Genomic DNA, 24,275 nt, shown 5'->3' on the forward strand with positions numbered 1-24,275 from the left:
CGCCGTCAGGCGGCTTTTTTACACCTTCAGAAGGGACTGGCGTTTTCGGCATTCACCCATTGTTCGCTGACAGGATGCCTGAAACGCAATGCACTGGCATGCAGCATCAGTCGCGGGGTGAGTTCAGTGCCTGGCAGCAGACGCCCGCCATACAAATCGCACCCTAAAATAGGATGTCCCAACTGCTGACAGTGGATCCGTAGTTGATGGGTACGCCCGGTTTCAGGCGTCAGTTGTACGCGCGTTAAGGGGAGTAATTCCCCGTTCTCCTGGCGATGAACAAAACGCTCAACAACCTGATAGCGCGAGCGCGCAGGCTTGCCGTTAACGGCGCAAATCGTCATCAGCGGAAACAGCGCCGGATCTTTGCTAATCGCTGCGTCAATAATCCCTGCATCGTTTTCCAGATGCCCGCATAGCAGTGCGCTGTATACCTTCGTCACCATGCGCTGACTAAACTGCTGGCACAGCGCGGCGTTGATAGCCTTGTTACGGGCCACCACCATTAGCCCGGAGGTGCCGAAATCAAGCCGATGGACCAGCGTGCAACCGGGAAAAATCTGTACCAACCGGTGATGTACCGAATCGAGATTGTGCGGATTTTTCCCCGACAAGCTGAGCAGCCCGGTGGGTTTATTGATAAGCAGCAAATGCTCGTCCTGATAGAGAATCTCTATCTGGTCATAACAAGGCGGGGCAATAAAGGTATCAAGAATGGTAGACATCAGGCGGCCAGGATGGAGTGTGGGCACGGATGATAACGAATTTTCACTGTACTGGCGAATAGGCTCGCTTAACTAATGGCACTCATTGCATGGTAGAGTGGGCATTATCCGGCAAGCGAAGAGAGGGTTACACTGTGCAACAAATCGATTTTTATATGGTAGATGCCTTTAGCACCACGACGTTTGGCGGTAATGCCGCCGCAGTATGTCCGCTCGCAGACTGGTTGCCCGATGAAACATTATTAAAAATGGCGCAGCAGCATAACCAGTCGGAAACCGCTTTCTTTGTCGCCAATGATAATGGCTTTGAGCTACGTTGGTTTACCACGCAGGGAGAAATCAATTTGTGTGGGCATGCCACGCTTGCCGCAGCGCATGTCATTTTTGAACATCTGGATTACCCGGACACAACTCTCCATTTTGCCACCCGATTTGTTGGTCCGCTGACGGTCACACGCAGCGGTCAATGGCTGACGCTTGATTTTCCTGCCTGGCAAAGCGACCCTGTCGTACCGCCCGCCTTATTGCTGGAAACTTTAGGCATCACCGAATGCAAAGAAGTTCGCGTGGCGCGCGACTATATGGTCGTAATGGAGAACCAGCGCCAGGTCGAGGCTGTACGCCCGAATATCCACGCCATGATCCCGCTAGGGAAAATGGTTTGTATCACCGCGCCAGGTGACGGGGAATACGATTTCGTCAGCCGTTTCTTCTGCCCGGGCGAAGCCGTCGCGGAGGATCCTGTCACAGGTTCGGCGCATAGCATGCTCATTCCTTACTGGGCAGAGAAACTGAACAAAACACAAATGCTGGCGCGTCAGGTATCTGGGCGCGGTGGGGATTTACGCTGCCAACTGGCGGGTTCTCGCGTTTATATTGGTGGGCAGGCAACAACTTACCTGACGGGTAAAGTGCTGCTACGCTAACCCTCTTACACGTTACATAACCCAATCCAGGGAGGAAGTATGTCTAACAAACTGCTGCAGATTCACTTTAATTTTCATGGCCCGTTTGGCTCCGAGATGTCGCAACAACTTGTTGAACTGGCCGAATCCATCAATCAGGAGCCGGGCTTTATCTGGAAAATCTGGACCGAGAACGAAGCAAATCATGAAGCCGGTGGCATCTATCTGTTTCAGGATCAAGACACCGCGCTGGCTTATGTTAAAAAGCATACAGCCCGTCTGAAGCACCTGGGGATAGAAGAGGTGTTTTTCAAAATCTTCGATATCAATGAGCCGTTGAGTAAGATTAACCACGGTCATATTGGCTAACGTTTTTAGCTTAAACGCCTTGTTCCGGGGCGATACCGCCCCCCCCCCCGTTTTCCCCTCACTCATACCCCAGCACCCGCTATATAGCGGGTGCCACGTTTGCTTTAGTTCACAAAATCAGCAGCCATGAAAACTATCACTAGCCGACCGGAGCATGAAGGCGTATAAATAATACAAACAGTATTAATTCATACAAAATGAATCATCAAAAACCAAGGAGATCGCTTATGTCCCCAGACATTACGCTCAACGCTTCACCAGGCAGTTTTCCCCCGGCAGGTCATTACTCGCACAGTACAACGGCAGGTGGTTTTGTGTTCATTTCTGGACAGCTGCCAGTCACCCAGGATGGCGAAAAACAAACCGATGCGTCTTTTGAAGAACAAACCAGACTGGCCTTACAAAATGTCGATGCCTGCCTGGCAGGTGCTGGAGTCTCGCGTCAGCACCTGGTTTCAGTACGCGTCTATGTCACGGACATTAACCAGTGGCCGACATTTAACAGGATCTATGGTGAGTGGATCGGTGATTTTCGCCCTGCCCGTGCTGTCGCTGGCGTTGCCGAACTTCATTACGGTTTTGCCGTAGAAATCGAAGCGATGGCTTTGGCCCCACAGGCCTGATTTATAACTCTATACAGGTGAATAAAAATGACTGATATGACACTGCCTGATTATAACGATATTGTCGCTGCGGCAGAGCGCATCGCAGATTATGCCAACAAAACGCCGGTGATGACGTCGCGTACGGTTAATGAAGAATTTGGCGCTGAAGTCTTCTTTAAATGCGAAAACTTCCAGAGAATGGGCGCGTTCAAATTTCGCGGCGCTATGAATGCGCTACGCCAGTTCACGCCACAACAACGGACTGCGGGCGTCGTGACCTTTTCTTCGGGAAATCATGCACAAGCCATCGCCTTGTCGGCAAAATTGTTAGGAATCCCGGCGACAATTATCATGCCGCATGATGCCCCGGCTGCCAAAGTTGCCGCGACCAAAGGGTATGGCGGAAATGTCGTGATTTACGATCGCTATACTGAAGACAGAGAAAAAATTGGTCAGAATCTGGCTGAGAAACAAGGGCTAACGCTGATCCCTCCTTACGATCATCCGCACGTTATTGCGGGCCAGGGTACCGCAACGAAAGAGTTGATTGAGGAAGTGGGACCGTTAGACGCCCTTTTCGTATGTCTGGGTGGCGGCGGTCTGCTATCCGGTTCCGCGCTGGCAGCGAGACATCTCTCCCCTGACTGTATGATCTATGGCGTAGAACCTGAGGCAGGCAATGACGGTCAGCAGTCTTTTCGCAGCGGCAGCATTGTTCATATTGATACACCGAAAACCATAGCCGATGGCGCGCAAACTCAACACCTTGGGCAGTATACGTTTGCGATTATTCAGCAAAACGTGAACGATATTCTGACTGTCTCAGACACTGAATTAGTCACTGCGATGAAATTTATTGCAGAACGAATGAAAATCGTCGTAGAGCCAACTGGCTGTCTGGGTTTTGCCGCCGCCAGAGCACGCAAATCTGAACTCCAGGGTAAGAGAATCGGCATTATTATCAGCGGTGGAAACGTGGACATCAGCCGCTATGGTGCATTCCTGGCCGGATGATAAGCAAGGTATCTGCCATGCAGATACCTTATTCCTGTCTGTATATTCCAGTCTGGAAAAGCGAACCCCGCTCACTGTAAACTGCTCGCAATCATGGCAAAAGGCATCACTGCAGGAGACTGGCATGCCAAAAACCGACAATAACTCGCTTCTCAGCCAACTTGATACTATCGCCAGAGGGTTAAGCGAGACCTTTTCTCCCTTTTGTGAAGTGGTTGTTCATGACCTCAAAAAACCTGAACATGCCATTTTGTCCATCCATAATAATCTTTCCGGACGTAAACCTGGCCAACCAGCAACAGAACTGGGTCTGGCACGCATAGCATCGCCAGATTTTCCCAGCATCATCGCTAACTACAGCAATCAATTTGCTGATGGTCGTCCGGTAAAAAGTACCTCCATTGGCATCAAGGGTGAGGACGGTAAATACGTCGCGGCGCTGTGCCTTAATGTTGATATGACGTTGTTTCGCGGTATGCAGAGCGCGCTTGCGCGATTTACTGAAACCGAAAATTCCCCCATAAAGGAACATATCGATCCCGGTAGTAATGAAGTGATTCGCCAACGTATCGATGACTTTGCCGCCAAACGCGCGACCACGGCGCGCGCACTCAAACCTGAAGACCGTAAGTTATTGATTCAACAACTCCGTAAAGAAGGCCTACTGAACGTACGAAAATCAATGGATACCGTGGCGCAGCATTTAGGCGTATCGCGAGCCACCGCTTACCTGTATGCCCGACAGTCGGCACAGATGCACGAATAAGCTGATTCAGGCAGGCATACCTGCCACAACTTGCCGGTCAATGATTACTGGAACGAAGCACGCCCATATGCAGAGGGCTGCTTTGCTGCCAGCAATTATCATCCAACGAAAAACGGCACCTTATGACTGCATAAAAATAAACCTTGGCATTCGTAGGTATTTATTTGCGCTGACTGAATAGATAGCTTATTTTTAAACTGACGGGGTAAATTTTAGCGGTACTTTAAATGACGACATCGATCTTACTTAATCAAAGCATAAAACACCACCACGCTAACTCACTGATTTCATTGAATGAAAAAATAAATAAACGTACTGTAAAATAATATCCATACAGTATATATAAATAGCATAATATCTAAATTATAATCTTTTTACATCCAGTAGTCAGGTGAGGCCAGAATGCGGTTATTAGTCATGTTGTTAAGCTTAGTCGTCTCTACACAGCTCTGGGCAGGTGAACTTTCCAAACCTACGGGCCAGGTCCTTCTAACAGTGTCCGGTAATATAGAAAATACAAATGAAGACGGGAAAGCCACTTTTGATACCGCCAGCCTCGAGAAACTGGGCATGGTAAGTTTTCAGACCACCTCCCCTTGGTATAATGGACGCACGACTTTTACGGGTATTCCACTACAAAAGCTCATGGATTTTGTTGGGGCGAAAGGCTCGGTTGTAAAAGTTACTGCACTCAATGACTACACCACCGTTATCCCTCTCGATGATTTCAAGAAGTACAATGTCATTCTTGCTTTAAAAATCAACGGAAAATACATGCGAATTCGAGATAAAGGCCCGTTATTCATTGTGTATCCCTATGACAGCATACCTGAACTGAATAATCAGATTTATTACTCAAGATCAGCCTGGCAGGTCAGTAGAATGGATATTGAGTAAGCGTTCAGAGGAACATCATGAACAGAATACTGGCTGGCATCATATTTTTTCTTTTTATATCTACTGGGTATATTTCTTTCTTAGTCCATGAAAGACAGCAAGAGTTACAGAAACTGACTCACTACACCGATTCATGGTCCGCTGCACAAATGGTATCACAATATTACCGATTCGAATCATTGCTTGGTCTTTATACTATCGATAAAACGATGAACCTCGACGAGGTGCGCCTGCGCCTCGATATTATGCTTAGCCAGAGTGATTTGATAAAAGAAGGTGATTTGGGGCACTATATAGAGAGCAATCAAGCGCACAGTGAATTGGCGATCAAACTTGAAAACATCCTTAACTATCTGGATGTTAACCTCGAGAAAATGGACCGTTCAGAACTTCAGACATACCTGAAAAAAATGCATACGCTGGATTCGCAACTTGGCCGCCTTTCATCCGGTGCGTTAAATAAAGATGTAAACTCGATCAATAACGCCAACCTTAAAATTCAAACTCTGTACTATATTTACTCGGCGACATCTGTTCTGCTGATCATACTGAGTGCGATACTGGGTGTGCTGATATTCTTCCAGAACAGAAATATTCTGCGAGCGCATCTTCAGGTTAAGAGCCTTGCTGAAGAGCTGCAGAAATCTAAAGAAAAGTTGCAAATCCAGAATGCAAAACTGGAATATGACGTCTACCATGATTCACTTACTGATATGAATAACCGCCAATTATTCTGGGGGAATTTAAATCAAACAATCGAGATGGCAGAAAAAAACAACGATTCTGTGACAGTGATGCTGTTTGATTTGGACCGATTCAAAGAGGTTAATGATACCTATGGTCATGATGCCGGTGATGTTTTATTACGCCAGATATCGGACCGTCTGATTTCGATGAGCCATACTTCAGATACGCTGTATCGCTTAGGTGGGGATGAGTTTGCGTTTCTCTCAAGTGGTCTGACGGAGAGCCAGGCCGTTTCGCGAGCCCAAAAGATATGTGATTTTATCAGCCAGCCCTACACTATTTATAACACAATTATAAACATAACTACCTGTGTTGGAATTGTTATATCAGAAACAGAGCGCCGCTCCGATTATCTTTATAAATTTGCAGATCTGGCCCTGTATGAAGCCAAAAATGAAGGTTCAGGCAAGATAAAAGTCTTCCGGCAATGGATGTTAGAAAAGCTGCAAGAAAGCAGAACGCTTGAGCATGATATGGCGATGGCCATAGTGAATAAAGAATTCGTGGTTTATTATCAGCCTATTGTGGATTCTTTTAGCCGGGAAATTTACAGTTATGAAGCCCTCATTCGTTGGATACATCCTCTAAAGGGTCTACTGTCGCCGGATAGCTTTATTCCTGTTGCTGAAAAAACAGGCATGATTAACGAAATGGGGAAATCTGTACTTGAAATTGCCTGTACGGAAGTGGCGTCCTGGGCGATTCCGGCCAAAATTTCAGTCAATGTCTCACCTGTCCAGCTAAGCAGCAAAGCCTTTGCCGGAATAGTGCAGACTATCCTGAAAGAAACAGGACTCCCCGCTCAACGCCTTGAACTGGAGGTCACTGAATCCTCTATTTTTACTGAGAGTAATACGCCGATGAATACACTTAACAAGCTCAGAGCTCTGGGGGTAAAAATCTCCATCGATGACTTTGGTACCGGGTATTCTTCTCTTTCGCGGTTGAGCCGGCTGGCCTTCGATAAAATAAAAATAGATAAGTCCTTTGTACATTCACTATCTACCCAGGACGATGCCCTTAATATTATCAAACTCATTACTGGCATGGCGAAATCCCTTAATATGAAAGCTGTTGCAGAAGGTGTTGAAACGCAAGAGCAACTGGAAAAACTTCAGGCACTGGGTTGCGATTTCGCACAAGGATATCTGTTTGGTAAACCTCAACCGGGAATTGATGGGAAAATCAGACACGGTTAAATCACGGCGGATATCCCTGGCAGCTAAAGTCGGGCAACAAAACTGTTGCCCGACTTTTAATATTTCATACGCTTAATGATAATTGCCTCTACCAATAAGACGTCCAGCACTGGCGCACGCGAATTAACGCTTCAAGATAAAAATAGTCTCCCCAAGAACAACATTCATCAACGCCTTTACCAGCTGGCATATGATAAACCGAGTGCATCAGTAACCCTTCACATTCCGGTTCATCCGTAGAGAGATAGCGCTTCGTCAGCGATTGTACAATCCGCAAAGCCACTTCCTCATACTGCATCCGACCTGCATCTGTCGCCGGTAATGCTTTCGCTAGCTCCAGCAGACCACAGGCAGCGATAGCGGCAGCCGAACTGTCGCGTACGGCGCCAGTGTTATTCAAAGCCAGATCCCAGTGACAAATAGAGTCCTCAGGCAGGCGGTTGATAAAGTAATGACTCAGGCTGCGGGTCAGGCTGACGAACTCAGATTTTCCCGTATACAGATAGCTAAGCATGAATCCGTAAATCCCCCACGCCTGACCGCGTGCCCAGCATGAGCTATCGCTGTGTCCCTGGTGCGTATTGCCAAACCGCGGCTCACCGGTCACAACATCTATATAGTAGGTGTGATACGTCGATGCATCGGGCCGTACGATATATTTCGCTGCCTGCATGGCATGAGATAAGGCCGCGTCAGCAAAGACCAGATTCCCCGTCTGTTCGCTTGCCCAGTAGAGCAGCGGTAGATTCATATTACAGTCGATAATCATTCGTCCCTGCTGCTCCGGATCCGTCAGGTCTCCCCATGCCTGGATAATACCTGCCGTTGGGTTATAGCGTTGCATCATCATTTCAGCCGCATGCAAGGCGATATCGCGTGCGGCTGCGTTCCCGGTCAGTTGCCACGCGTTTACACACGACAATGAATACAGAAAGCCTAGGTCATGAGTATCTGTTTCAATACGGTTTACCAGACGATGAGCAAAAGAAGTAATGAATCGCTCAGCAGCCTGACGGTATTTACTATCGCCGGTTATCTCCCACAATAGCCAGAGCTGCCCTGTCCAGAAACTGTTTGTCCATTGGTTATTTTCAGCGGGTTGCCATTTCCCACCTTCACAGGCCTCATTGGGAAATTTATCGCCAAGCGCATACAGCGTTCGATCAATTCGTGACGAAATATACGGTATTGCTTTATCTAACTCTTTTTTCAATGCCTGACGATCAACCGGGGCGGCGTATGACACGCGCAAGGGTTCAGTAACGACATTAGCCGTTTTATTAGTAATCATAATTATCCTGTTATTACTATTTGGAAGTTTTAATAGTCTGAGAGCGCAATATATCAGCACGCGGTGTTAATATCTTTTTTCCCGCATGGCTACAAGAAAGCGTGAAAGCGGAAATTAGCGTAAACAGCAGTGCGCAGACACTCATAATTAAAAAGGTATGTGCAAACCCTATTTTATCGTATAAATAACCAGCAGGTGGCGCCACGACAACAGAACCAACATATACCATTGCCTGATAACCCAACAAATACATGGTGGCGTTAACGCGTTTGTGAAAATGTTCAGCGATATATTTAAATACAGAGATTAACAGTAACGCTATTTCCACACCGTAAAATGGTTTAATAATTGAAATCATAATTGGGTCGACTGTTAAACCAGAAAGGATCAGACGGCCCCCCACAACTAACCCGCACAGCAGCAACCCCTTCTTGGCACCATAATAGTTAACCAGCGTGGGAATAAACATCATCATCAGGAATTCAATACCAGCCTGGAGCGTCCCCAGGTAACCATACCAGGCATTGCCCTGCTCTTTGGTGGCAAAGAAAGAGACAAAGTAACGGGGAAATTGCTGTTCTGCTACAAACATCATCCACGCGACACCTGCGACATACAGACTAAACATCCAGAATTTTCGGTTTTGCATCAGCGCAATGACATCGGCAAAGACAATTTTATTTTCGGAGATAACCGAGTTATTTCGTAGCTGCTCATCACCAATCTTCAGGCTCAACAACACCAGCAGCATGACTACGGAGGTGGTACTGCTCAGTATAAAGTTGGCGGTTGGCGTGTAGTTGAACAATACGCCGGAAACCGAAGCCGCCAGCGCCCACCCTAGCGATCCCCACATTCGGATACGGCCAAACTCCAGGCCGTAAAGGCGACTGAAACGGTCGGCATAGGATTCTGCGGCAGCCACTCCCGCATACCATCCCAGGCTTAAATAGAATGCACCAATAATAATGCCGAGCATCGTATGACTCAGCAGTAAAGGCTGGTAAATCACCACAAAAAACGGTGCCATTAATGCCGAGGTGGCGCAGACAAAATAGAGAAGCCATTTGCTCATGCCTATTTTATCCATGATATAACCATATACTGGTTTCATAACCACGGCAAACACACCATTAACCGCGAATACTGTACCAATTGTTACGCTATCAAGACCAACTTTTTGACTCAGCCATAATGCATATAAGCCGAAGCTGGATGACCAGGTAAAGAAATAGAGAAAAATAAAGCTGCTCATTTTGAGCTGCGCTAAACGAGTCGGGGCAATCGCGTTCATGATGCGGCTCCAGCATTATCTCGACAATGATAAGTATAAATAAAAAAAACCGAAGATTTAATTGCAATCATAATCCACTACCTCTTATGAAGTATTTATAGACTCAGTACTACTGGCGACAACCAGGTGCTGACGGACGGAGATTAGTCTTTTTGTTTCCTACAGCAGCGTGAGCATGTTCACAAAAACAGTTCGATTTTTAAGTTTGATTGGATTTACGGACAGATATTCAGCAATATCTTTAATATATAGCAGCAAAACTTAATTCTGTTGTCATGGTAAAAAATGAACGAGCCACAAAAACTTGAAAGAATTGCGATGGGGAATGAAGTGATTTCCTTTCAGCGTCCAATGGGCGCGAGTGTTCATTATTACCATTGGCATCAATGCATAGAGTTTTTATATATTTCAAAAGGGTACGGCATCGTCGTCGTTGATAAACAACACTATACAGCAAAGCCGGGCAGACTTTTTATTTTCCCACCGTTTCGCTTGCATAAGGTGCAGGTTGATGTTGCACCGAACAACCCGTCTTATCGTACGGCTATGCATATTGAGCACAATGAAGTAATCAGTGCCTTGCAGATGTTTCCCCGCCACCAGGCTCAGTTTGCAGCACTCTCTGGCACCCATGCGCCGGCACAAATTCACGATCTCAGTGAACATGCGGACTATATTGCCTATATCCTCGATCGGTTTGAATCACTTAAGGGCAACGGGTATCAATCGGCCAGTGATGTTGCTTTTCTGGTAATGCAACTTCTGGACTTTCTTCCCCTGCAACCGCGGAGTGTAGTGCACCAACAGCAGACCGTGGCGGCCCGCATTATGCAGTGGATAGAAGAGCATTATCAGCAGAAATTTTCACTCGATGAGTTAGCTGCGGATATTGGTTTTTCACGCAGCTATACCTCGCGAATTTTCCGTCAACAAACTGGTGGCGGGATCCAGGAATATATACTCACCCGCAGGATTAAAAAAAGCTGCGATTTATTGCGCTACTCATCACTGAACGTGACGGAGATTGCCGAGCATGTGGGTTTTACGGAAATGACCTATTTCATTACCTGTTTTAGAAAAATGATGGGGCAATCTCCTTTGCAGTACCGCAAACAATACGATGAAGACACTGGCCACGATACGGCGTAAAGAACGTCATTTTTATCGCTTTGACGGACACTGTCTAATCAAACCCGAGTCCATACCCGCCTGGTATTAAGCAGAGATCTTCAGCAAAAGTTGGTAAATCCTCAGAACGGTTCTATAGTCGGGACTGCTTCTCATTACAGGATTCACCGATGCGATTTAACGGACTGACCAAAGGTTTCTTCATTTTCATACTAGCCCTCGTTACCTGGGCGTTCTTCGATGTGCTGTCCCCCTACTTTTCCGCCATTTTGTGGGCCGCGATATTAACGACTATCTTTAACCCGGTAAAAAACAGGCTGCGCAGCGCACTTGGCGAACGCAACGGGCTGGCATCGTTAATAACCATCGCCATTATCTGTCTGATTGTCTTTATCCCGCTTATGGTGATCCTGTCATCGCTGGCCATTGAACTCAATGTGGTGTACACCAAACTGCAACAAAACGACACGCAGTTTCCCGAAGTCGTCACCACTATTCTTTCGTATCTTCCTGGCTGGGCGAGAGGATTCCTCGCAGAACACAATCTGGATAATGTTGCAGAAATCCAGAAAAAGCTGTCCGACATTGTGTTGCAAGGCGGGCAGTACCTTGCGGGCAGCGCATTCCTGATCGGTAAAGGGACATTCGGCTTTGCCATCAGCTTTGGCATCATGCTGTATCTGCTGTTTTTCTTGTTAAAAGATGGACCTTATCTGGTGCGCCAGATTCTGGACTCATTACCACTTTCTGATTTTGCCAAACAGCATTTGTTCGCCAAATTTGTCGGCGTAACGCGCGCAACCGTCAAGGGCACAGCAGTTGTGGCTTTAGTTCAGGGGATTCTTGGCGGCATCGCGTTTGCGATTGTGGATATCGACGGCAGCGTTCTGTGGGGCGCATTAATGGCGTTTCTGTCTCTGGTGCCTGCCGTCGGCTCGGCGATCGTCTGGGTACCCGCGGCCATATTCCTCTTCGCTACGCACCAACTGTGGCAAGGGCTGTTTATCGTCGGGTTCTTCGTGATTATCGTCGGGCTGGTAGACAACATCCTGCGCCCGCTTTTGGTAGGAAAAGACACCAAAATGCCGGACTACCTGATTCTGATAACCACCCTCGGCGGGATGGAGATTTACGGTATCAATGGGTTTGTGATTGGCCCCCTGATCGCCGCGCTATTCATTACCTGCTGGAACCTGTTTTCCGGGCGCGATCATGCAGGTAACGTGGAAGGAATCGACGAAGCCTTTATGGAAGAAGGAAAAAATCCTCCAGATTTATGATGTCAGGACGATAACAGAAGGCGGCCCTGGGCCGCCTTTTTTATTTTCACGCAAAATCATACGTTTCCTATAATTTCAATCATGCTAATTGATTAATCGTCGCAGAAGGATGTCATCAGTGCGAATAGCCACAATCACCAACTGGGCCTACAGCGCGACGGTATGCCTGACCATCGCCTCCGGCGTTGTCATGCTGATGGCGTCCAACGCCGATAACACCGAACGCCAGGTGGTGGAACAACGTTACAAATTTGATCAACTGACCGAAGAAGTGGAGCTCGACGCCTGGTCGCTGTCCGATATGGCGCGTCTCTACGTGGTCAGTAAAGACCCGGATGCTTTGAACAACTATCGTCAGAAAGAGGCATCACTGAAAGCCGTTGAGCATCGACTGGCGGCGTTGAAAGCTGCCGGAGCTACAGGTGAAGAGCTGGCGCTATTGCATGAAGGATTGCAGATTGTTGATGCCCTGCAGGACGAACAAGCTGCGGCGCTGGCCAGCGTCGCGCGGGGAGAACACACACAAGCTATTGCCCTGCTCTTCAGCAAAACCTATGAACAGGAACTGGAGCAGGCACAGGACCGGATCGACCATTTCCGCCAGTTGCTCGACAATCGTGTACTCAATGCCATTGAAGATGCCACTCAGGCGTCACGTACACTACGCACAGCCTCTGAAGTGATGGTCGGTCTTACGGTGCTGCTGTTTTTGTTCGTTCTTGGATTTATATTGAAGCGCCGCGTGCTGCGCCCGGTGGTGCGTTTGAGCGATGTAGTAAACCGTCTGGCATCGCAAGATTATGCTGTCGAGCCCCCCAGCTTTAACCAGATCGATGAAATTGGCGATATGGCCCAGGCGATCCGGATTTTTCGCGAGAACGGCCTGGCCCGTCAGCGACTGGAGAAAGAGAGAGACGCCGACTGGGGGATCCGTGAGCTGTTGGCGCGTATGACGCAGCGTCTGCAGGGGTGCGAGAGTTTTGCCGATGTCATTAATGTGGCAGAACTTTTCGCGCCAAATATAGCCCCAGGTATTGCCGGCCGACTGTACATACTGGATCGGGAACCCTGGCAAATGCGCTGCGTTGCGCAGTGGCTCTCACCAGAGGGCAAAGCCGATGCGTTCCACCCGGACGAATGCTGGGCAGTACGCCGCGGCCAGAGCCATCCACCGGTACAAGGCGAACCGGATATCGCCTGCTACCATCTGCCAGAGTCGTGCCAGCGGCATACCTTATGCGTTCCGCTGATTGCCCAGGGGGAAGCCATCGGCCTGCTCTCATTCCAGAATCTCAGCGAGGATTCCACCTCATCTCGCGCATACCTTGAACTGATGGCGGAAGCATTCGGCCTGGCATTAGCCAACCAACGCTTGCGCGATGCGCTGCTGGAGAAAGCGCTGTACGACCCACTAACCGGTCTGCGCAATCGTCATCATCTTGAAGATACTCTCCGTACCCAGATGAGCCAGGCAGTTCGTACCAAAGAACCGATCAGTTGCCTGATGATCGATATCGACCATTTCAAAAACATCAATGACCGCTTTGGCCATGAGGCAGGCGATAGTGTGATAAAAAGTATCGCTGCCATTATTCAGCGCGTCGTCCACGACAGCGGCATGGCTTTCCGTTACGGGGGAGAAGAGTTTCTGGTACTGCTGGCAGGTGCGGATGAACAGACGGCCAATAGCTTTGCGACAGACATTTACAACGGCGTACGCGAATTGTCACTGCGCTTTGGCGTATCCGATATTGGTCATGTGGATGTCTCTATCGGTGTTGCCAGCTACCCGCAGCATGCCCAGAGCGATAATCTACTGCGTGCCGCAGACGTCGCGCTGTATCGCGCAAAAGAACTGGGGCGTTCGCGCATTGTGAGCTTTGGCATGCTGGAAGCAAGCTGAATTATGTCAGCTGTCGGCGCATTGCTTTACCTCCACTTCAGGTAGTGGTAAGTTGACAGCATGAACACCAAACACGATATCAACGGTTTTACTCATAACCTGTGGTGGCTGCCTTCTTAAAGGCGGTCAGAATGTGTTTTCCCCATTTCAAATAACCGCCGAAAGGCGGTTATTTGCATTTGAAGACCCCTTTCGGTTTTACGCTTAAGGAGTCTTATATGAGCAACAAAACCATCATCCTCACAGGCGATCGTCCTACTGGTCCGCTGCACCTCGGCCACTATGTTGGCTCGTTGCGCCAACGCGCCACGCTGCAACACGATTATCGGCAGTTTATATTAGTCGCAGACCTGCAAGGACTGACCGATAACGGCAGTACACCACAAAAGATCCAAAACAACATTCCCGAAGTGCTGGCTGACTATCTCGCCGCGGGTATAGACCCTTCACTCACCACCATCTGTTTGCAATCGGCCTTGCCCGCCCTTGCCGAACTGACCGCGCTTTATATGAACATCGTTACTGTGGCGCGCGTGGAGCGTAATCCTACGGTCAAAAACGAAATTGCGCAGAAAGGATTCGCACGCTCGTTACCGGTTGGTTTTCTGGTTTATCCCATCAGTCAGGCGGCAGATATTTCAGCCTTCAAAGCTGAAGTGGTTCCGGTCGGCGACGATCAACTGCCAATGATCGAACAGACCAATGAAATCGTGCATAAGATGAATAGCCTGTTACCTGCCCCAGTATTGTCGCATTGCAAAGCGTTGCTGAGTGAAACCAGTCGTCTGCCCGGTATCGACGGTAACGCCAAGATGTCGAAGTCCCTTGGTAATACAATTCTGTTGTCCGCCAGCGAGGAAACTATTCATCGCGCCGTCAGCGCAATGTTCACCGACCCTAACCACTTGAAAGTGTCCGATCCGGGGCAAATTGACGGCAATATCGTATTCACCTACCTCGACGCATTTCACCCAGATAAAATCAAAGTGGCGGAGATGAAAGCGCATTATCAGCGCGGCGGATTAGGTGACAGGACATGCAAAAATGAGCTGGAGATGTGCTTGCAAGAACTCATCGCGCCGATGCGTGAGCGTCGGGCAACTTACATTCAGGATAAAGGCATGCTGATGGCGATGCTGAAAAAAGGGAGTCAACAGGCGCACGAAATCACACAGCAGACATTAAGAGAAGTGAAACAAGGCCTGGGTTTACCGGTGTTCTGAACACGAATAGAAAAATACAGGATGACTGATAACTCCCGCTAAACTTAAAAAATGTGGTTACGCTTAAGTTTTTCAATGGCATAACCGCTACTAAGAGAGTGAGATGTAACTATCTTACTATTACGCCTCATTATAAAAAGTTCGAATTCTCTTCTTTACGCCTGCCTGGGTCCGTGCCCATGCAGGCTTTTTTTTCACTATCAGCTTTTCGGATATCAGTTAACCACTAATGCCCAGTCCATCGCCCCCTGAGTAAAAAACACGCTGCAAAATCAACAAAATATAATCAACTTGCTTAATTACTCTGCAAACGCGTGAGATCGGGAAGAAAAATGCTATTTCCCTCTTGCCTCATTCGGTCTGTGCCGCTAATATTCGTCCCCGTTGTCACCTACAACGTTGCGTTCATAGCTCAGTTGGTTAGAGCACCACCTTGACATGGTGGGGGTCGTTGGTTCGAGTCCAATTGAACGCACCATATTGCGTCCGTAGCTCAGTTGGTTAGAGCACCACCTTGACATGGTGGGGGTCGGTGGTTCGAGTCCACTCGGACGCACCATATCATCTTTGATGTGGTGCTTTTCTCCTCATTCTATTCTCGATAATATCCCCCAATTTTTGTTGCCGTCCTGAACGACTTCGAAATTCTTACTGTCTATCCCGTTTGTCTCCAGCGCTGTTATCGACCACACTTATCCTGCTTCGCTTGTTTTCGGCACAATGCCGACACAGAACATCGATCACAGGGCATAAAAATAATATCAGGTGGATAAGATGAACAAGATCGCTATCGTCGGTACGGGACCGACAGGAATCTATACGTTACTCGCGCTCCTCAAGCATCAAACCCCGCTTTCAATTAGCCTCTACGAACAATCGAATGAAGCTGGGGTTGGCATGCCCTATAGCGATGAAGAAAACTCGCGATTGATGCTGGCAAATATCGCCAGTATTGAAATTCCCCCTATTACCTCTTCTTATCTCGACTGGTTACGCCAACAGAGCGTTGAACATTTAGCCCGTTATGGCGTGAAACACGACTCACTGCATGAGCGACAATTTCTGCCGCGAATTCTGCTTGGTGAATATTTTCGTGACCAGTTTTTACGCCTTGTAGACCTTGCGGACAAACAGGGGTTTAACGTCACCGTACACGAGTCCTGTCAGGTCAAGGATGTCAAAGCCACAACGGATGGCGTTGTTATTTGCAGCGATCATAACGACCCGGAGCATTTTGATCTTGCTGTCATCGCCACGGGTCACGTCTGGCCTGACGCACAAAGCGCGTCACGTACCTTCTTCCCGAGTCCGTGGACTGGACTAATGGAGGCCAAAATCCCGGCATGTAATGTAGGAATTTTGGGTACATCGCTGAGCGCTATCGATGCGGCTATGGCTGTCGTAGTACAACACGGTAGGTTTGTATTAGATGATGCGCAAGGTGTTCATTTCGAAAGAAATGAAGGCAGTCAGGATCTCAACATTCTCCTCATGTCCCGTTCTGGCATTCTACCGGAAGCCGATTTTTACTGCCCTCTCCCCTACGAACCACTCTCCATTGTGACTGCTGAGGCGCTGGAACAGTGTATTGCAGAGGGTCCTGCTGGGCTGCTGGACAGGATCTTCATGCTTATAGCCAAAGAAATTGAGCTGGCTGACCCTATCTGGAGCAAAGAAGCCGCCCTTTCTTCCCTGAACGCCGACAGCTTTACGGATGTCTGGTTCGCTGCCCGTAAAAAGCACGATCCGTTTCACTGGGCCGCAGCCAATCTTGAAGAGGTCGAACGCAATAAACGTGACAAACATACGGTTGCCTGGCGTTACGCTATTCTGCGACTGCATGAGGCCGTACAGGAAATTGTTCCGTGGCTGGATGAGAAAGACAGAGAGCGGTTTGACAATGGACTTGCTCGCGTCTTTATCGATAACTATGCAGCCATTCCTTCACAATCGATCCGTAGATTACTGGCACTGCGTGAGGCCGGGATCCTGAATATTCGCGCGCTCGGTCAGGATTATCAGTTAGAGCAAAAAGAAAAAATGACGGTAATACGCGCTCAGGGCGAAACCTATGAGTTTGACGTTTTTATCGATGCCAGAGGCCAGAAAGCGTTAAAAATTAAAGATCTGCCATTTCCATCGCTACGGGATCAACTGCAGTCCACGAGTGAGGAAATACCGGATGTCGGCGATGACTATACGTTACAGGCGCCTGATATCGTCCGGGGACGCATTGCGCTCGCCGCACTTCCCTGGCTGATGCACGATCAACCTTTCGTGCAAGGGCTTACTGCCTGCGCAGAAATTGGGCAGTGCGTCGCGCAAGCCATTTCCCGGCCAGCCACGCGTCTTCGTCGACGCTTACCCTATTACGAGGCGTGACACGATGTCTTCTTCCATCACTCTGCTTGCTGCCGGCAGTTTACGTCCAGCACTGACTCCGTTGATAACCCATTTCACGCGCATCAGTGGAACAGATGTAAAGGTGGAATATGGTCCAGCCGGTTTATTGCGTGAGCGGATTGAGGCAGGTGAACCCTGTGCGCTGTTTGCTTCGGCCAATCGGGAGCATCCGCAGCGCCTTCTGGCTGAGCATATAGCCCTCTCGACGCATACCTTTTGCTGGAACCAGCTGGGTCTGGTTACCACCCGGACCGGTGAATGGCTGGATTTGCTACGAAACCCTGCCCTGCGCATTGGTACCTCTACGCCCGGCTGTGATCCTTCCGGAGATTATACCTGGGCATTTTTTGACAAGCTGGATGCGCTGGAGACGGGCCTCGGGCAGCAGTTGCGCGAAAGGGCCATTCCCCTGGTTGGTGGTCGCGACACCGTGAGGATCCCGCAGGGAGAACTTGCCAGCGCCTGGGTCCTGCGTCAGGGACTGGCCGATCTGTTTATCGGCTACGCGCATTATGCAAAAACGCTCCGCGCACTCCCCGACGTTCGTTATATAGCGATTCCGGCTGAATATAACATTCAATGTGAATACCAGCTGGCGGTGCTGGAAACGTCCAAAGATGCGCTGGCGCTGGTTGAGTTTATACTCAGCAACGGCGGCCAGGAATTTCTGATCGCCGCTGGTTTTGTATCACTTACCGACGAATAGAAAACAGCGGCGCAATAAACGGCGTCTGGTAATGGTCAACGTTCACTTTTCGCAGCGGTAATCCATAGGCCTGGAACAGATTATCTTCCGTCACGATGTTGTCCGTCGGGCCTGCCCGCCATTTTCCTTCAGGAAGCAGCAACAGCGTATGCGTGGCTATCTGTAGCGCATGCTGCGGATCGTGGGTTGAAAACAGCACGCTGCAGCCTTGTTGGCGAGCCAGATCGCTGATGAGCTGCAGCACCACCTGCTGATTAGCGAGATCCAGCGCGGAACACGGTTCATCAAGCAATAACGTCTGGCATTCCGTGACCAATGCCCGGGCTATCATCACTAACTGTTGTTGCCCGCCAGAAAGTGAACCAAACGAGCAGGCGCCAAGATGCGCGATATTAAGTTGCTCCAGCGCCTGCGCTGCCCTTTTTTGATCCTGCTGGCTGGGCTGTGCAAATAACTTCACGTGCTGTGCCCGCCCCATCAGTACCACATCGCTGACCGTATAGGGAAACGGCAGATGACAATGTTGCGCTACAATCCCAATTCCACCGTCATTTTCAATACTGCCGCCCAAAGCAGGCAGCGTGCCGGTCAGCGTATCGAGCAGCGTACTTTTACCCAGACCATTACGTCCCAGCACCGCCCAGATCTCACCTTTCTGGCAACTGAACGTAAGCGGCTCAAATAGCGGTACGCGATACCCGTAAGTCAGCCGATTCACGCGCAGTGCGACAGATTTCATTGTTTCCTCCGACGGCTGTTGTGGATGAGTAAAAAAGCAAACAGCGGCGCGCCAAATAATGCAGTGATGATCCCCAGTGGGATCTCCGCAGGCAGCAGGGTGCGCGCAATATCATCCACCACAATCATAAAACCGCCCCCCAGCCAGAAGGCACAAGGGAGCAAACGACGGTGATCGACCCCCACCAGCAAACGTGCCAGATGCGGGATAACCAGCCCGACCCAGGCAATACTGCCGCTGACCGCCACCTGAGCGGCGACTAAAAAAGCGCAGCACACCAGAACGCTGCGTCGCAGAGGAACCACCGCCACGCCCAGCGCTCTGGCATCTTTGTCATTCAGCGATAGCAGATTTATCCGCCAGCGTAACTGATACAAAACCGTCGCGGCGATACCCACCGGAATCGCCAACAGCAGAACTTTATGCCAGTTGGCCGTCGCAAAACTACCCAGCAGCCAGAACACAATGTTCGGTAACGTCTCTTCGGTATCCGCCTGATACTGAATCAGACTCACCAGTGCGGCAAAGAAACCGCTCAGAATGATACCCGACAGGATCAGCACCAGCGTATTCTCCAGCCCCTGCAATGTAGCGATGGAATACAACAGAATCAGCGCCGTCAGACCGAAGAAAAACGTTGAACCCATCATCAGCCACGGCGACAGACCGAGCAGAATCGCCAGCGTACCGCCAAAAGCAGCCCCCGACGTTACGCCGATAATATGCGGGTCGACCAGTGGATTATGAAATACCCCTTGCAGCGTCGCACCGCATAAACCCAACGCGCCACCCGCCAGCAACGCGATCAGAATTCGTGGTAACCGCACCGTCCAGACAATCTGGCTGGCAATCCCTTCGGCATCGCTATAGTGCGTCAGATGGTAAAATACCTCGCTTAACGACAGTGGATATTGCCCGAGGCACAGCGAGCTGACGCCCAGTAATAAAACCGCCGCCATTAGCAGTGGCTGCTGGGGTAAAGTGCGGTTACTTAGCTGCATCAGACTGCCAGTTCACACGATAAAAACGCTGATAGTAGTCTTGCGCCTGCGCATCGACATCCACGTCTTTATAGGCGTCCGGATACAGTTTTTTGGCCATCCACAGTTCACCTATCGCCAATGCTTCCGGCATCGGATACCCCCAGGCTTTGGCGTATTCCGGCATCAGCCAGATACGATGATTTTTCACCGCATCGATTCCCTGCCAGTTGGGATCGTTTTGGATCTCCGTCACCACCTGCGGGTAACGGTCCTGAACAAAAATCACCTGCGGATTCCACGCCAATACCTGCTCAAGCGCGACCTGACGGGCGCCTTTCACACTGGCCGCCGCCACGTTTAATCCCCCCGCATGCTGCATCATCAGTCCCGTATACTTCCCGGAGCCGTAAGTCATCAGGTCAGGGTTAGCCATATAAATACGCACCTTTTGCGCATCAGGAATGTTGGCAACTGGCGCGTTGAACTTTGCCCGCGCCGCAAAAACGTAATCGATCAACGTCTCTGCCTGCGCTTTGCGCCCCACAACATCCGCAATCAGGCGAATCCCCTGTTTTAACCCTTCGTTGTAGACCTGCTCTTCATCGGCCATAGTCGGATTCATTTTATTCTGCTGACCATCAGCATCCTGACGCAATGAGATAGCGACCACCGGAATACCGGCGTTCTGAATCTGCTGAATCATCTCCGCAGGCGCATAGTTGGCAACAAAGACGACCTGTGGGTGAATCGCCAGCAGGCTCTCGATATTCACGCTGGTGAGATCGCCCGGCGTCGGCAATGTCGTTATCTTTGGCATAAAACGCGCGAATTCAGGCCCGAGCTGTTTTTTCCAGCTCGACATGACACCAACAATGTCTTGCTGGGCGTTGAGTTGCACCAGAATATTCAGCGTCTGATGTTGCAGCACAACCACGTTGTCGACATGGTCTGGAATCGTGATCTGACGACCAAGCTGATCGGTAATCGTACGCTCGGCCTGCGCGGAGAACGCCACCAGGAAGCTGGCGCAAACCAGCACAAAAGAACGGAGAGTTAACATGGGGTACCATCTGGATGAGGAATAAAAACGATATATATTAAATTATATAACGATATAACTGGCAACCCATTACCGATAATTACCGCGCTGCACACGAGGAAGATCAATTTTTGTGGGCAAAAATAAAGCCGACGGCAATGACCACCGTCGGCTTTCGTTGATACTGAGCGGCTAGACTATTTCGTCGCAGCTTTAATGATATCAAGCGCTTTGGCGAACTGATCCTGCGGAATTGTCAGCGGGTAAAGGAAACGAATAACGTTGCCGTACTGACCACAGGTTAACAGCAATAATCCCTGCTCAAGGGCTTTCTTCTGCACGCGTTGCGCGACCGCAGCGCTGGGCTCGCCCGTCGCTGCATCACAAAATTCAGCAGCAACCATTGAGCCTAAGCCGCGCACTTCGGCCAGTTCAGGACACCATCCTTGCGCGTCAGTCAGGGTGGCGCGCAGTTGTTCACCGAGAGCCGCTGCCCGTTGGCACAACTGCTCATCACGAATAATATCCAGTACCGCATGAGCCGCCGCAATCGACAACGGGTTGCCAGCGTAGGTACCACCCAGCCCACCCGGCGCAGGCGCATCCATAATTTCTGCCTTGCCTACCACCCCAGACAACGGCATCCCACCCGCAAGGCTTTTCGCCATCGTCATCAGGTCCGCTTTGTCGGCGTAGTGATCCATCGCAAACAGTTTACCCGTGCGAGCAAAACCACTTTGCACCTCATCGGCAATCATCACGATGCCATGCTCATCACAGATACGGCGGATCCCGGCAACAAACTCCGACGGCGCTACCACAAAGCCCCCTTCGCCCTGGACCGGTTCGAAGATAATCGCCGCAACCTGGGTTGGATCGATGTCGGCTTTAAACAGGCGTTCAATCGCTTTTAACGAATCAGCCGTGGAGATACCCTGCAATTCAGAAGGATATGGCGCATGGTAAACGGAACCAGGGAACGGGCCGAACCCTTTTTTATAAGGCGCTACTTTGCCGGTCAGCGCCATCGTCATGTAAGTACGTCCATGAAAACCGCCGCCAAAAGCGATAACACCGGGACGACCGGTATGCGCGCGGGCGATTTTTACCGCATTTTCCACGGCTTCGGCACCGGTAGTGAAGAATGTGGTTTTGCGTTTACCGTCAATCGGCGCAACGGCGTTGATTTTTTCAGCCAGAGACACATAGCTTTCGTACGGTACAATCTGATAAGCCGTGTGGGTAAAAGCCTGCAGTTGGGCTTCGACTGCATGCACCAGACGAGGATGACGGTGCCCGGTGTTCAGCACGGCAATCCCGGCGGCAAAATCAATATACTGATTGCCCTCAATATCGGTAATCGTGCTGTTTTCTGCCGACTGAGCGTAAAAGTCACACATGACACCCACGCCACGCGGGGTGGCATCCAGACGACGTTGTTGCAGGTTTTTATTGTTCATTCGCTACACCTTGTCCATAACTACATTTCAGTTGAATTACCCTTTAAATTTAGACGCCATCTGGTACTTTAATCGAGAGCCAAATCGTTTTATTTTAAGGATCCAAATGCGTTCACTTGCCGGAGATGTGATCAAGCAAGCATTTAGCCAGCAGACAGATGAAAAACTGCATCGTCGTCTGTATGCCGCCATTTGTAATTGCATCCTTGAGGGCAGCCTGAAACCGGCTACCCGCATGCCTCCCTCACGGGATCTGGCGGGCGAACTGACGTTATCGCGTAACACCGTCTTGCGGGTTTACGAGCAGTTGCAGGCCGAGGGCTATATCTCTGCGCGCACCAGCAGCGGCACATTCGTTACCGACAGCGTGCTCGACAATCTCGATCTACGCCCCAACAAAGAGCCAGTGGCTGTTTCGCTTGAGGATCACACCCGCTTATCTGCCCGCTGCCTTGAACTGCTGGGGCATGCCAGCGCCAGTCCCCGGCAATGGGGAGCCTTTATTCCTGGCGTGCCTGATGTTCAGCATTTTCCTCACCGGGTGCTCAAAAAAATCCAGGATCGGCTGGCAAGGCGACTGCGCCCGGAGTTTCTCACTTACGATGCCGTAGGCGGGGTGAGTGAATTGAAAGAAGCGCTGGCAGACTATCTGCGCACCGCCCGGGGTGTACGTTGTTCGCCTGATCAAATTCTGATTACTGAAGGTATTCACCAGGCGCTGGATCTGGTAACGCGCGCTTTGTGCAATCCGGGTGACAGTGCCTGGATTGAGGAGCCAGGCTATTGGGGGATAAAAAACATTCTACGCATCAACGCGGTTAACTTTTCGGCAATCCCGGTTGATGAACAAGGTATGATTCCCCCAGGCCCAACAGAACCCGCACCGAAGCTGATTTTTGTGACACCGTCACATCAGTATCCTCTCGGTTCGGTAATGAGCCTGAGTCGTCGGCAACAGCTTCTCTTGCGCGCCCGCGAAACGCGAAGCTGGATAATAGAAGATGACTACGATAGCGAGTTTCGCTTTTCCGGCCAGCCTATTCCGTCATTACAGGGACTGGAGGAAGAGACACCGGTTATCTACATCGGAACATTCAGCAAGACACTCTATCCCGCACTGCGACTCGGGTATGTGGTACTGCCCAAACCGCTAGCCGCGCCGCTTAAAAAGGTTCATAACGACCTCTATCGCGGCGGACATTTATTGATTCAGGCCGCGCTGGCGGAGTTTATCCGCGAGGGATATTACGCGGCGCATATTCGGAAAATGCGCCAGTTGTACAGCCGTCGTCGACAGATGCTGGTGGAACTTATCACCCGCCAACTTGGCGAACATTACCTTGGCTCCTTCAGCAGCAACGCCGGGCTGCATATGATTTTACAGTTACCCGCCGGAAGCGATGACATCGCCATTGCTCAGCAGGCGAATGCGCAAGATTTGCTGGTGCGTCCGCTGTCTCGCTACTACGTGAATGAAGAGAAATGCAGCGGCCTGCTGCTGGGGTTTGCCAGTATAGAAGAACATGAAATGGCGGCGGCGTTTACCCGACTCGCGACTATTATCAGGGAAAACGCCGTATAAGCACTGCCGGATGGCGG

Annotated in this window: 21 protein-coding genes and 2 tRNA genes; 16 read left to right on the forward strand and 7 right to left on the reverse strand. The window is 50.0% G+C overall.

The features are described 5' to 3' along the window. Positions 1–26: 26 nt before the first annotated feature. The gene (locus tag FDX11_RS13680; RefSeq protein ID WP_137365560.1) at positions 27–725 is read right to left on the reverse strand and encodes an RluA family pseudouridine synthase; all 699 of its coding nucleotides are present in this window, start codon (positions 723–725) and stop codon (positions 27–29) included. A gap of 134 nt (positions 726–859) precedes the next feature. Between FDX11_RS13680 and FDX11_RS13685 the strand changes: the two genes are divergently transcribed. The 7 genes from FDX11_RS13685 to FDX11_RS13715 all read left to right on the forward strand — a co-directional run bounded on the left by FDX11_RS13685 (position 860) and on the right by FDX11_RS13715 (position 7,227). Next, a complete protein-coding gene (locus tag FDX11_RS13685; RefSeq protein WP_137398058.1) occupies positions 860–1,651 on the forward strand; it encodes a PhzF family phenazine biosynthesis protein in 792 nt (263 codons plus the stop codon). A 39-nt stretch (positions 1,652–1,690) separates the two neighbouring features. Further along, positions 1,691–1,999, forward strand: a complete 309-nt coding sequence (locus tag FDX11_RS13690; RefSeq protein ID WP_061381411.1) for a monooxygenase — start codon at positions 1,691–1,693, stop codon at positions 1,997–1,999. Positions 2,000–2,226: 227 nt separating this feature from the next. After that, positions 2,227–2,622, forward strand: a complete 396-nt coding sequence (locus tag FDX11_RS13695) for a RidA family protein (protein WP_137398059.1) — start codon at positions 2,227–2,229, stop codon at positions 2,620–2,622. Between the two features lie 27 nt (positions 2,623–2,649). After that, positions 2,650–3,618 carry a threo-3-hydroxy-L-aspartate ammonia-lyase gene (locus tag FDX11_RS13700; protein ID WP_042308671.1) on the forward strand — a complete coding sequence of 323 codons (969 nt, stop codon included), beginning with the start codon at positions 2,650–2,652 and terminating at the stop codon, positions 3,616–3,618. 124 nt (positions 3,619–3,742) lie between these two features. Next, positions 3,743–4,384 (forward strand): transcriptional regulator, encoded by a 642-nt coding sequence (locus tag FDX11_RS13705; RefSeq protein WP_137398060.1) that lies wholly within the window; start codon positions 3,743–3,745, stop codon positions 4,382–4,384. A 402-nt stretch (positions 4,385–4,786) separates the two neighbouring features. Further along, positions 4,787–5,281, forward strand: a complete 495-nt coding sequence (locus tag FDX11_RS13710) for a molybdopterin-dependent oxidoreductase (protein ID WP_042308675.1) — start codon at positions 4,787–4,789, stop codon at positions 5,279–5,281. A 17-nt stretch (positions 5,282–5,298) separates the two neighbouring features. Further along, a complete protein-coding gene (locus tag FDX11_RS13715) occupies positions 5,299–7,227 on the forward strand; it encodes a bifunctional diguanylate cyclase/phosphodiesterase (protein WP_137398061.1) in 1,929 nt (642 codons plus the stop codon). Between the two features lie 88 nt (positions 7,228–7,315). Here the strand turns inward: FDX11_RS13715 and FDX11_RS13720 are convergent, their stop codons facing one another. Both FDX11_RS13720 and FDX11_RS13725 read right to left on the reverse strand, forming a co-directional pair. Continuing rightward, the gene (locus FDX11_RS13720; RefSeq protein ID WP_042308679.1) at positions 7,316–8,518 is read right to left on the reverse strand and encodes a glycoside hydrolase family 88 protein; all 1,203 of its coding nucleotides are present in this window, start codon (positions 8,516–8,518) and stop codon (positions 7,316–7,318) included. Positions 8,519–8,534: 16 nt separating this feature from the next. Next, positions 8,535–9,812, reverse strand: coding sequence for an oligosaccharide MFS transporter (locus FDX11_RS13725; RefSeq protein ID WP_137398062.1), 1,278 nt, complete (start codon positions 9,810–9,812; stop codon positions 8,535–8,537). Positions 9,813–10,097: 285 nt separating this feature from the next. Here FDX11_RS13725 and FDX11_RS13730 point away from each other — a divergent pair, with 285 nt between their 5' ends. The 8 genes from FDX11_RS13730 (at position 10,098) to FDX11_RS13765 (ending at position 18,455) form a co-directional block, all read left to right on the forward strand. Then, positions 10,098–10,961 (forward strand): AraC family transcriptional regulator, encoded by an 864-nt coding sequence (locus FDX11_RS13730; protein WP_079224354.1) that lies wholly within the window; start codon positions 10,098–10,100, stop codon positions 10,959–10,961. A 149-nt stretch (positions 10,962–11,110) separates the two neighbouring features. Further along, a complete protein-coding gene (locus FDX11_RS13735; protein WP_042308685.1) occupies positions 11,111–12,220 on the forward strand; it encodes an AI-2E family transporter in 1,110 nt (369 codons plus the stop codon). 118 nt (positions 12,221–12,338) lie between these two features. Beyond that, on the forward strand, positions 12,339–14,123 hold the full coding sequence (locus tag FDX11_RS13740) for a sensor domain-containing diguanylate cyclase (RefSeq protein WP_137398063.1): 1,785 nt from the start codon (positions 12,339–12,341) through the stop codon (positions 14,121–14,123). Between the two features lie 218 nt (positions 14,124–14,341). Then, positions 14,342–15,346 (forward strand): tryptophan--tRNA ligase, encoded by a 1,005-nt coding sequence (trpS, locus tag FDX11_RS13745; protein WP_061381415.1) that lies wholly within the window; start codon positions 14,342–14,344, stop codon positions 15,344–15,346. A 401-nt stretch (positions 15,347–15,747) separates the two neighbouring features. Further along, a tRNA-Val gene (locus FDX11_RS13750) sits at positions 15,748–15,824 on the forward strand. A gap of 4 nt (positions 15,825–15,828) precedes the next feature. Beyond that, positions 15,829–15,905, forward strand: a tRNA-Val gene (locus FDX11_RS13755). Positions 15,906–16,120: 215 nt separating this feature from the next. Beyond that, on the forward strand, positions 16,121–17,728 hold the full coding sequence (locus FDX11_RS13760; RefSeq protein ID WP_137398064.1) for an FAD-NAD(P)-binding protein: 1,608 nt from the start codon (positions 16,121–16,123) through the stop codon (positions 17,726–17,728). 4 nt (positions 17,729–17,732) lie between these two features. Further along, positions 17,733–18,455, forward strand: a complete 723-nt coding sequence (locus tag FDX11_RS13765) for a substrate-binding domain-containing protein (RefSeq protein WP_137398065.1) — start codon at positions 17,733–17,735, stop codon at positions 18,453–18,455. On the opposite strand, the gene FDX11_RS13770 is transcribed toward FDX11_RS13765, so the two are convergent. The 4 genes from FDX11_RS13770 to puuE all read right to left on the reverse strand — a co-directional run bounded on the left by FDX11_RS13770 (position 18,442) and on the right by puuE (position 22,676). Then, positions 18,442–19,194: an ABC transporter ATP-binding protein gene (locus FDX11_RS13770; protein ID WP_137398066.1), complete on the reverse strand. Its 753-nt coding sequence runs from the start codon at positions 19,192–19,194 to the stop codon at positions 18,442–18,444. The genes FDX11_RS13765 and FDX11_RS13770 overlap by 14 nt on opposite strands. After that, positions 19,191–20,195 carry an iron ABC transporter permease gene (locus FDX11_RS13775; protein WP_137398067.1) on the reverse strand — a complete coding sequence of 335 codons (1,005 nt, stop codon included), beginning with the start codon at positions 20,193–20,195 and terminating at the stop codon, positions 19,191–19,193. The genes FDX11_RS13770 and FDX11_RS13775 overlap by 4 nt, the downstream gene beginning before the upstream one ends. After that, complete coding sequence (locus FDX11_RS13780; RefSeq protein WP_038640331.1) at positions 20,182–21,237, reverse strand: ABC transporter substrate-binding protein; 1,056 nt, start codon at positions 21,235–21,237, stop codon at positions 20,182–20,184. The genes FDX11_RS13775 and FDX11_RS13780 overlap by 14 nt, the downstream gene beginning before the upstream one ends. A 176-nt stretch (positions 21,238–21,413) precedes the next feature. After that, positions 21,414–22,676, reverse strand: a complete 1,263-nt coding sequence (puuE, locus tag FDX11_RS13785; RefSeq protein ID WP_137398068.1) for a 4-aminobutyrate transaminase — start codon at positions 22,674–22,676, stop codon at positions 21,414–21,416. A gap of 106 nt (positions 22,677–22,782) precedes the next feature. Here puuE and FDX11_RS13790 point away from each other — a divergent pair, with 106 nt between their 5' ends. Then, on the forward strand, positions 22,783–24,258 hold the full coding sequence (locus tag FDX11_RS13790) for a PLP-dependent aminotransferase family protein (protein WP_137398069.1): 1,476 nt from the start codon (positions 22,783–22,785) through the stop codon (positions 24,256–24,258). The last annotated feature ends 17 nt before the right edge of the window (positions 24,259–24,275 follow it).

Source organism: Citrobacter sp. wls714 (assembly GCF_005281025.1).
Classification (GTDB): Bacteria; Pseudomonadota; Gammaproteobacteria; order Enterobacterales; family Enterobacteriaceae; genus Citrobacter; species Citrobacter werkmanii.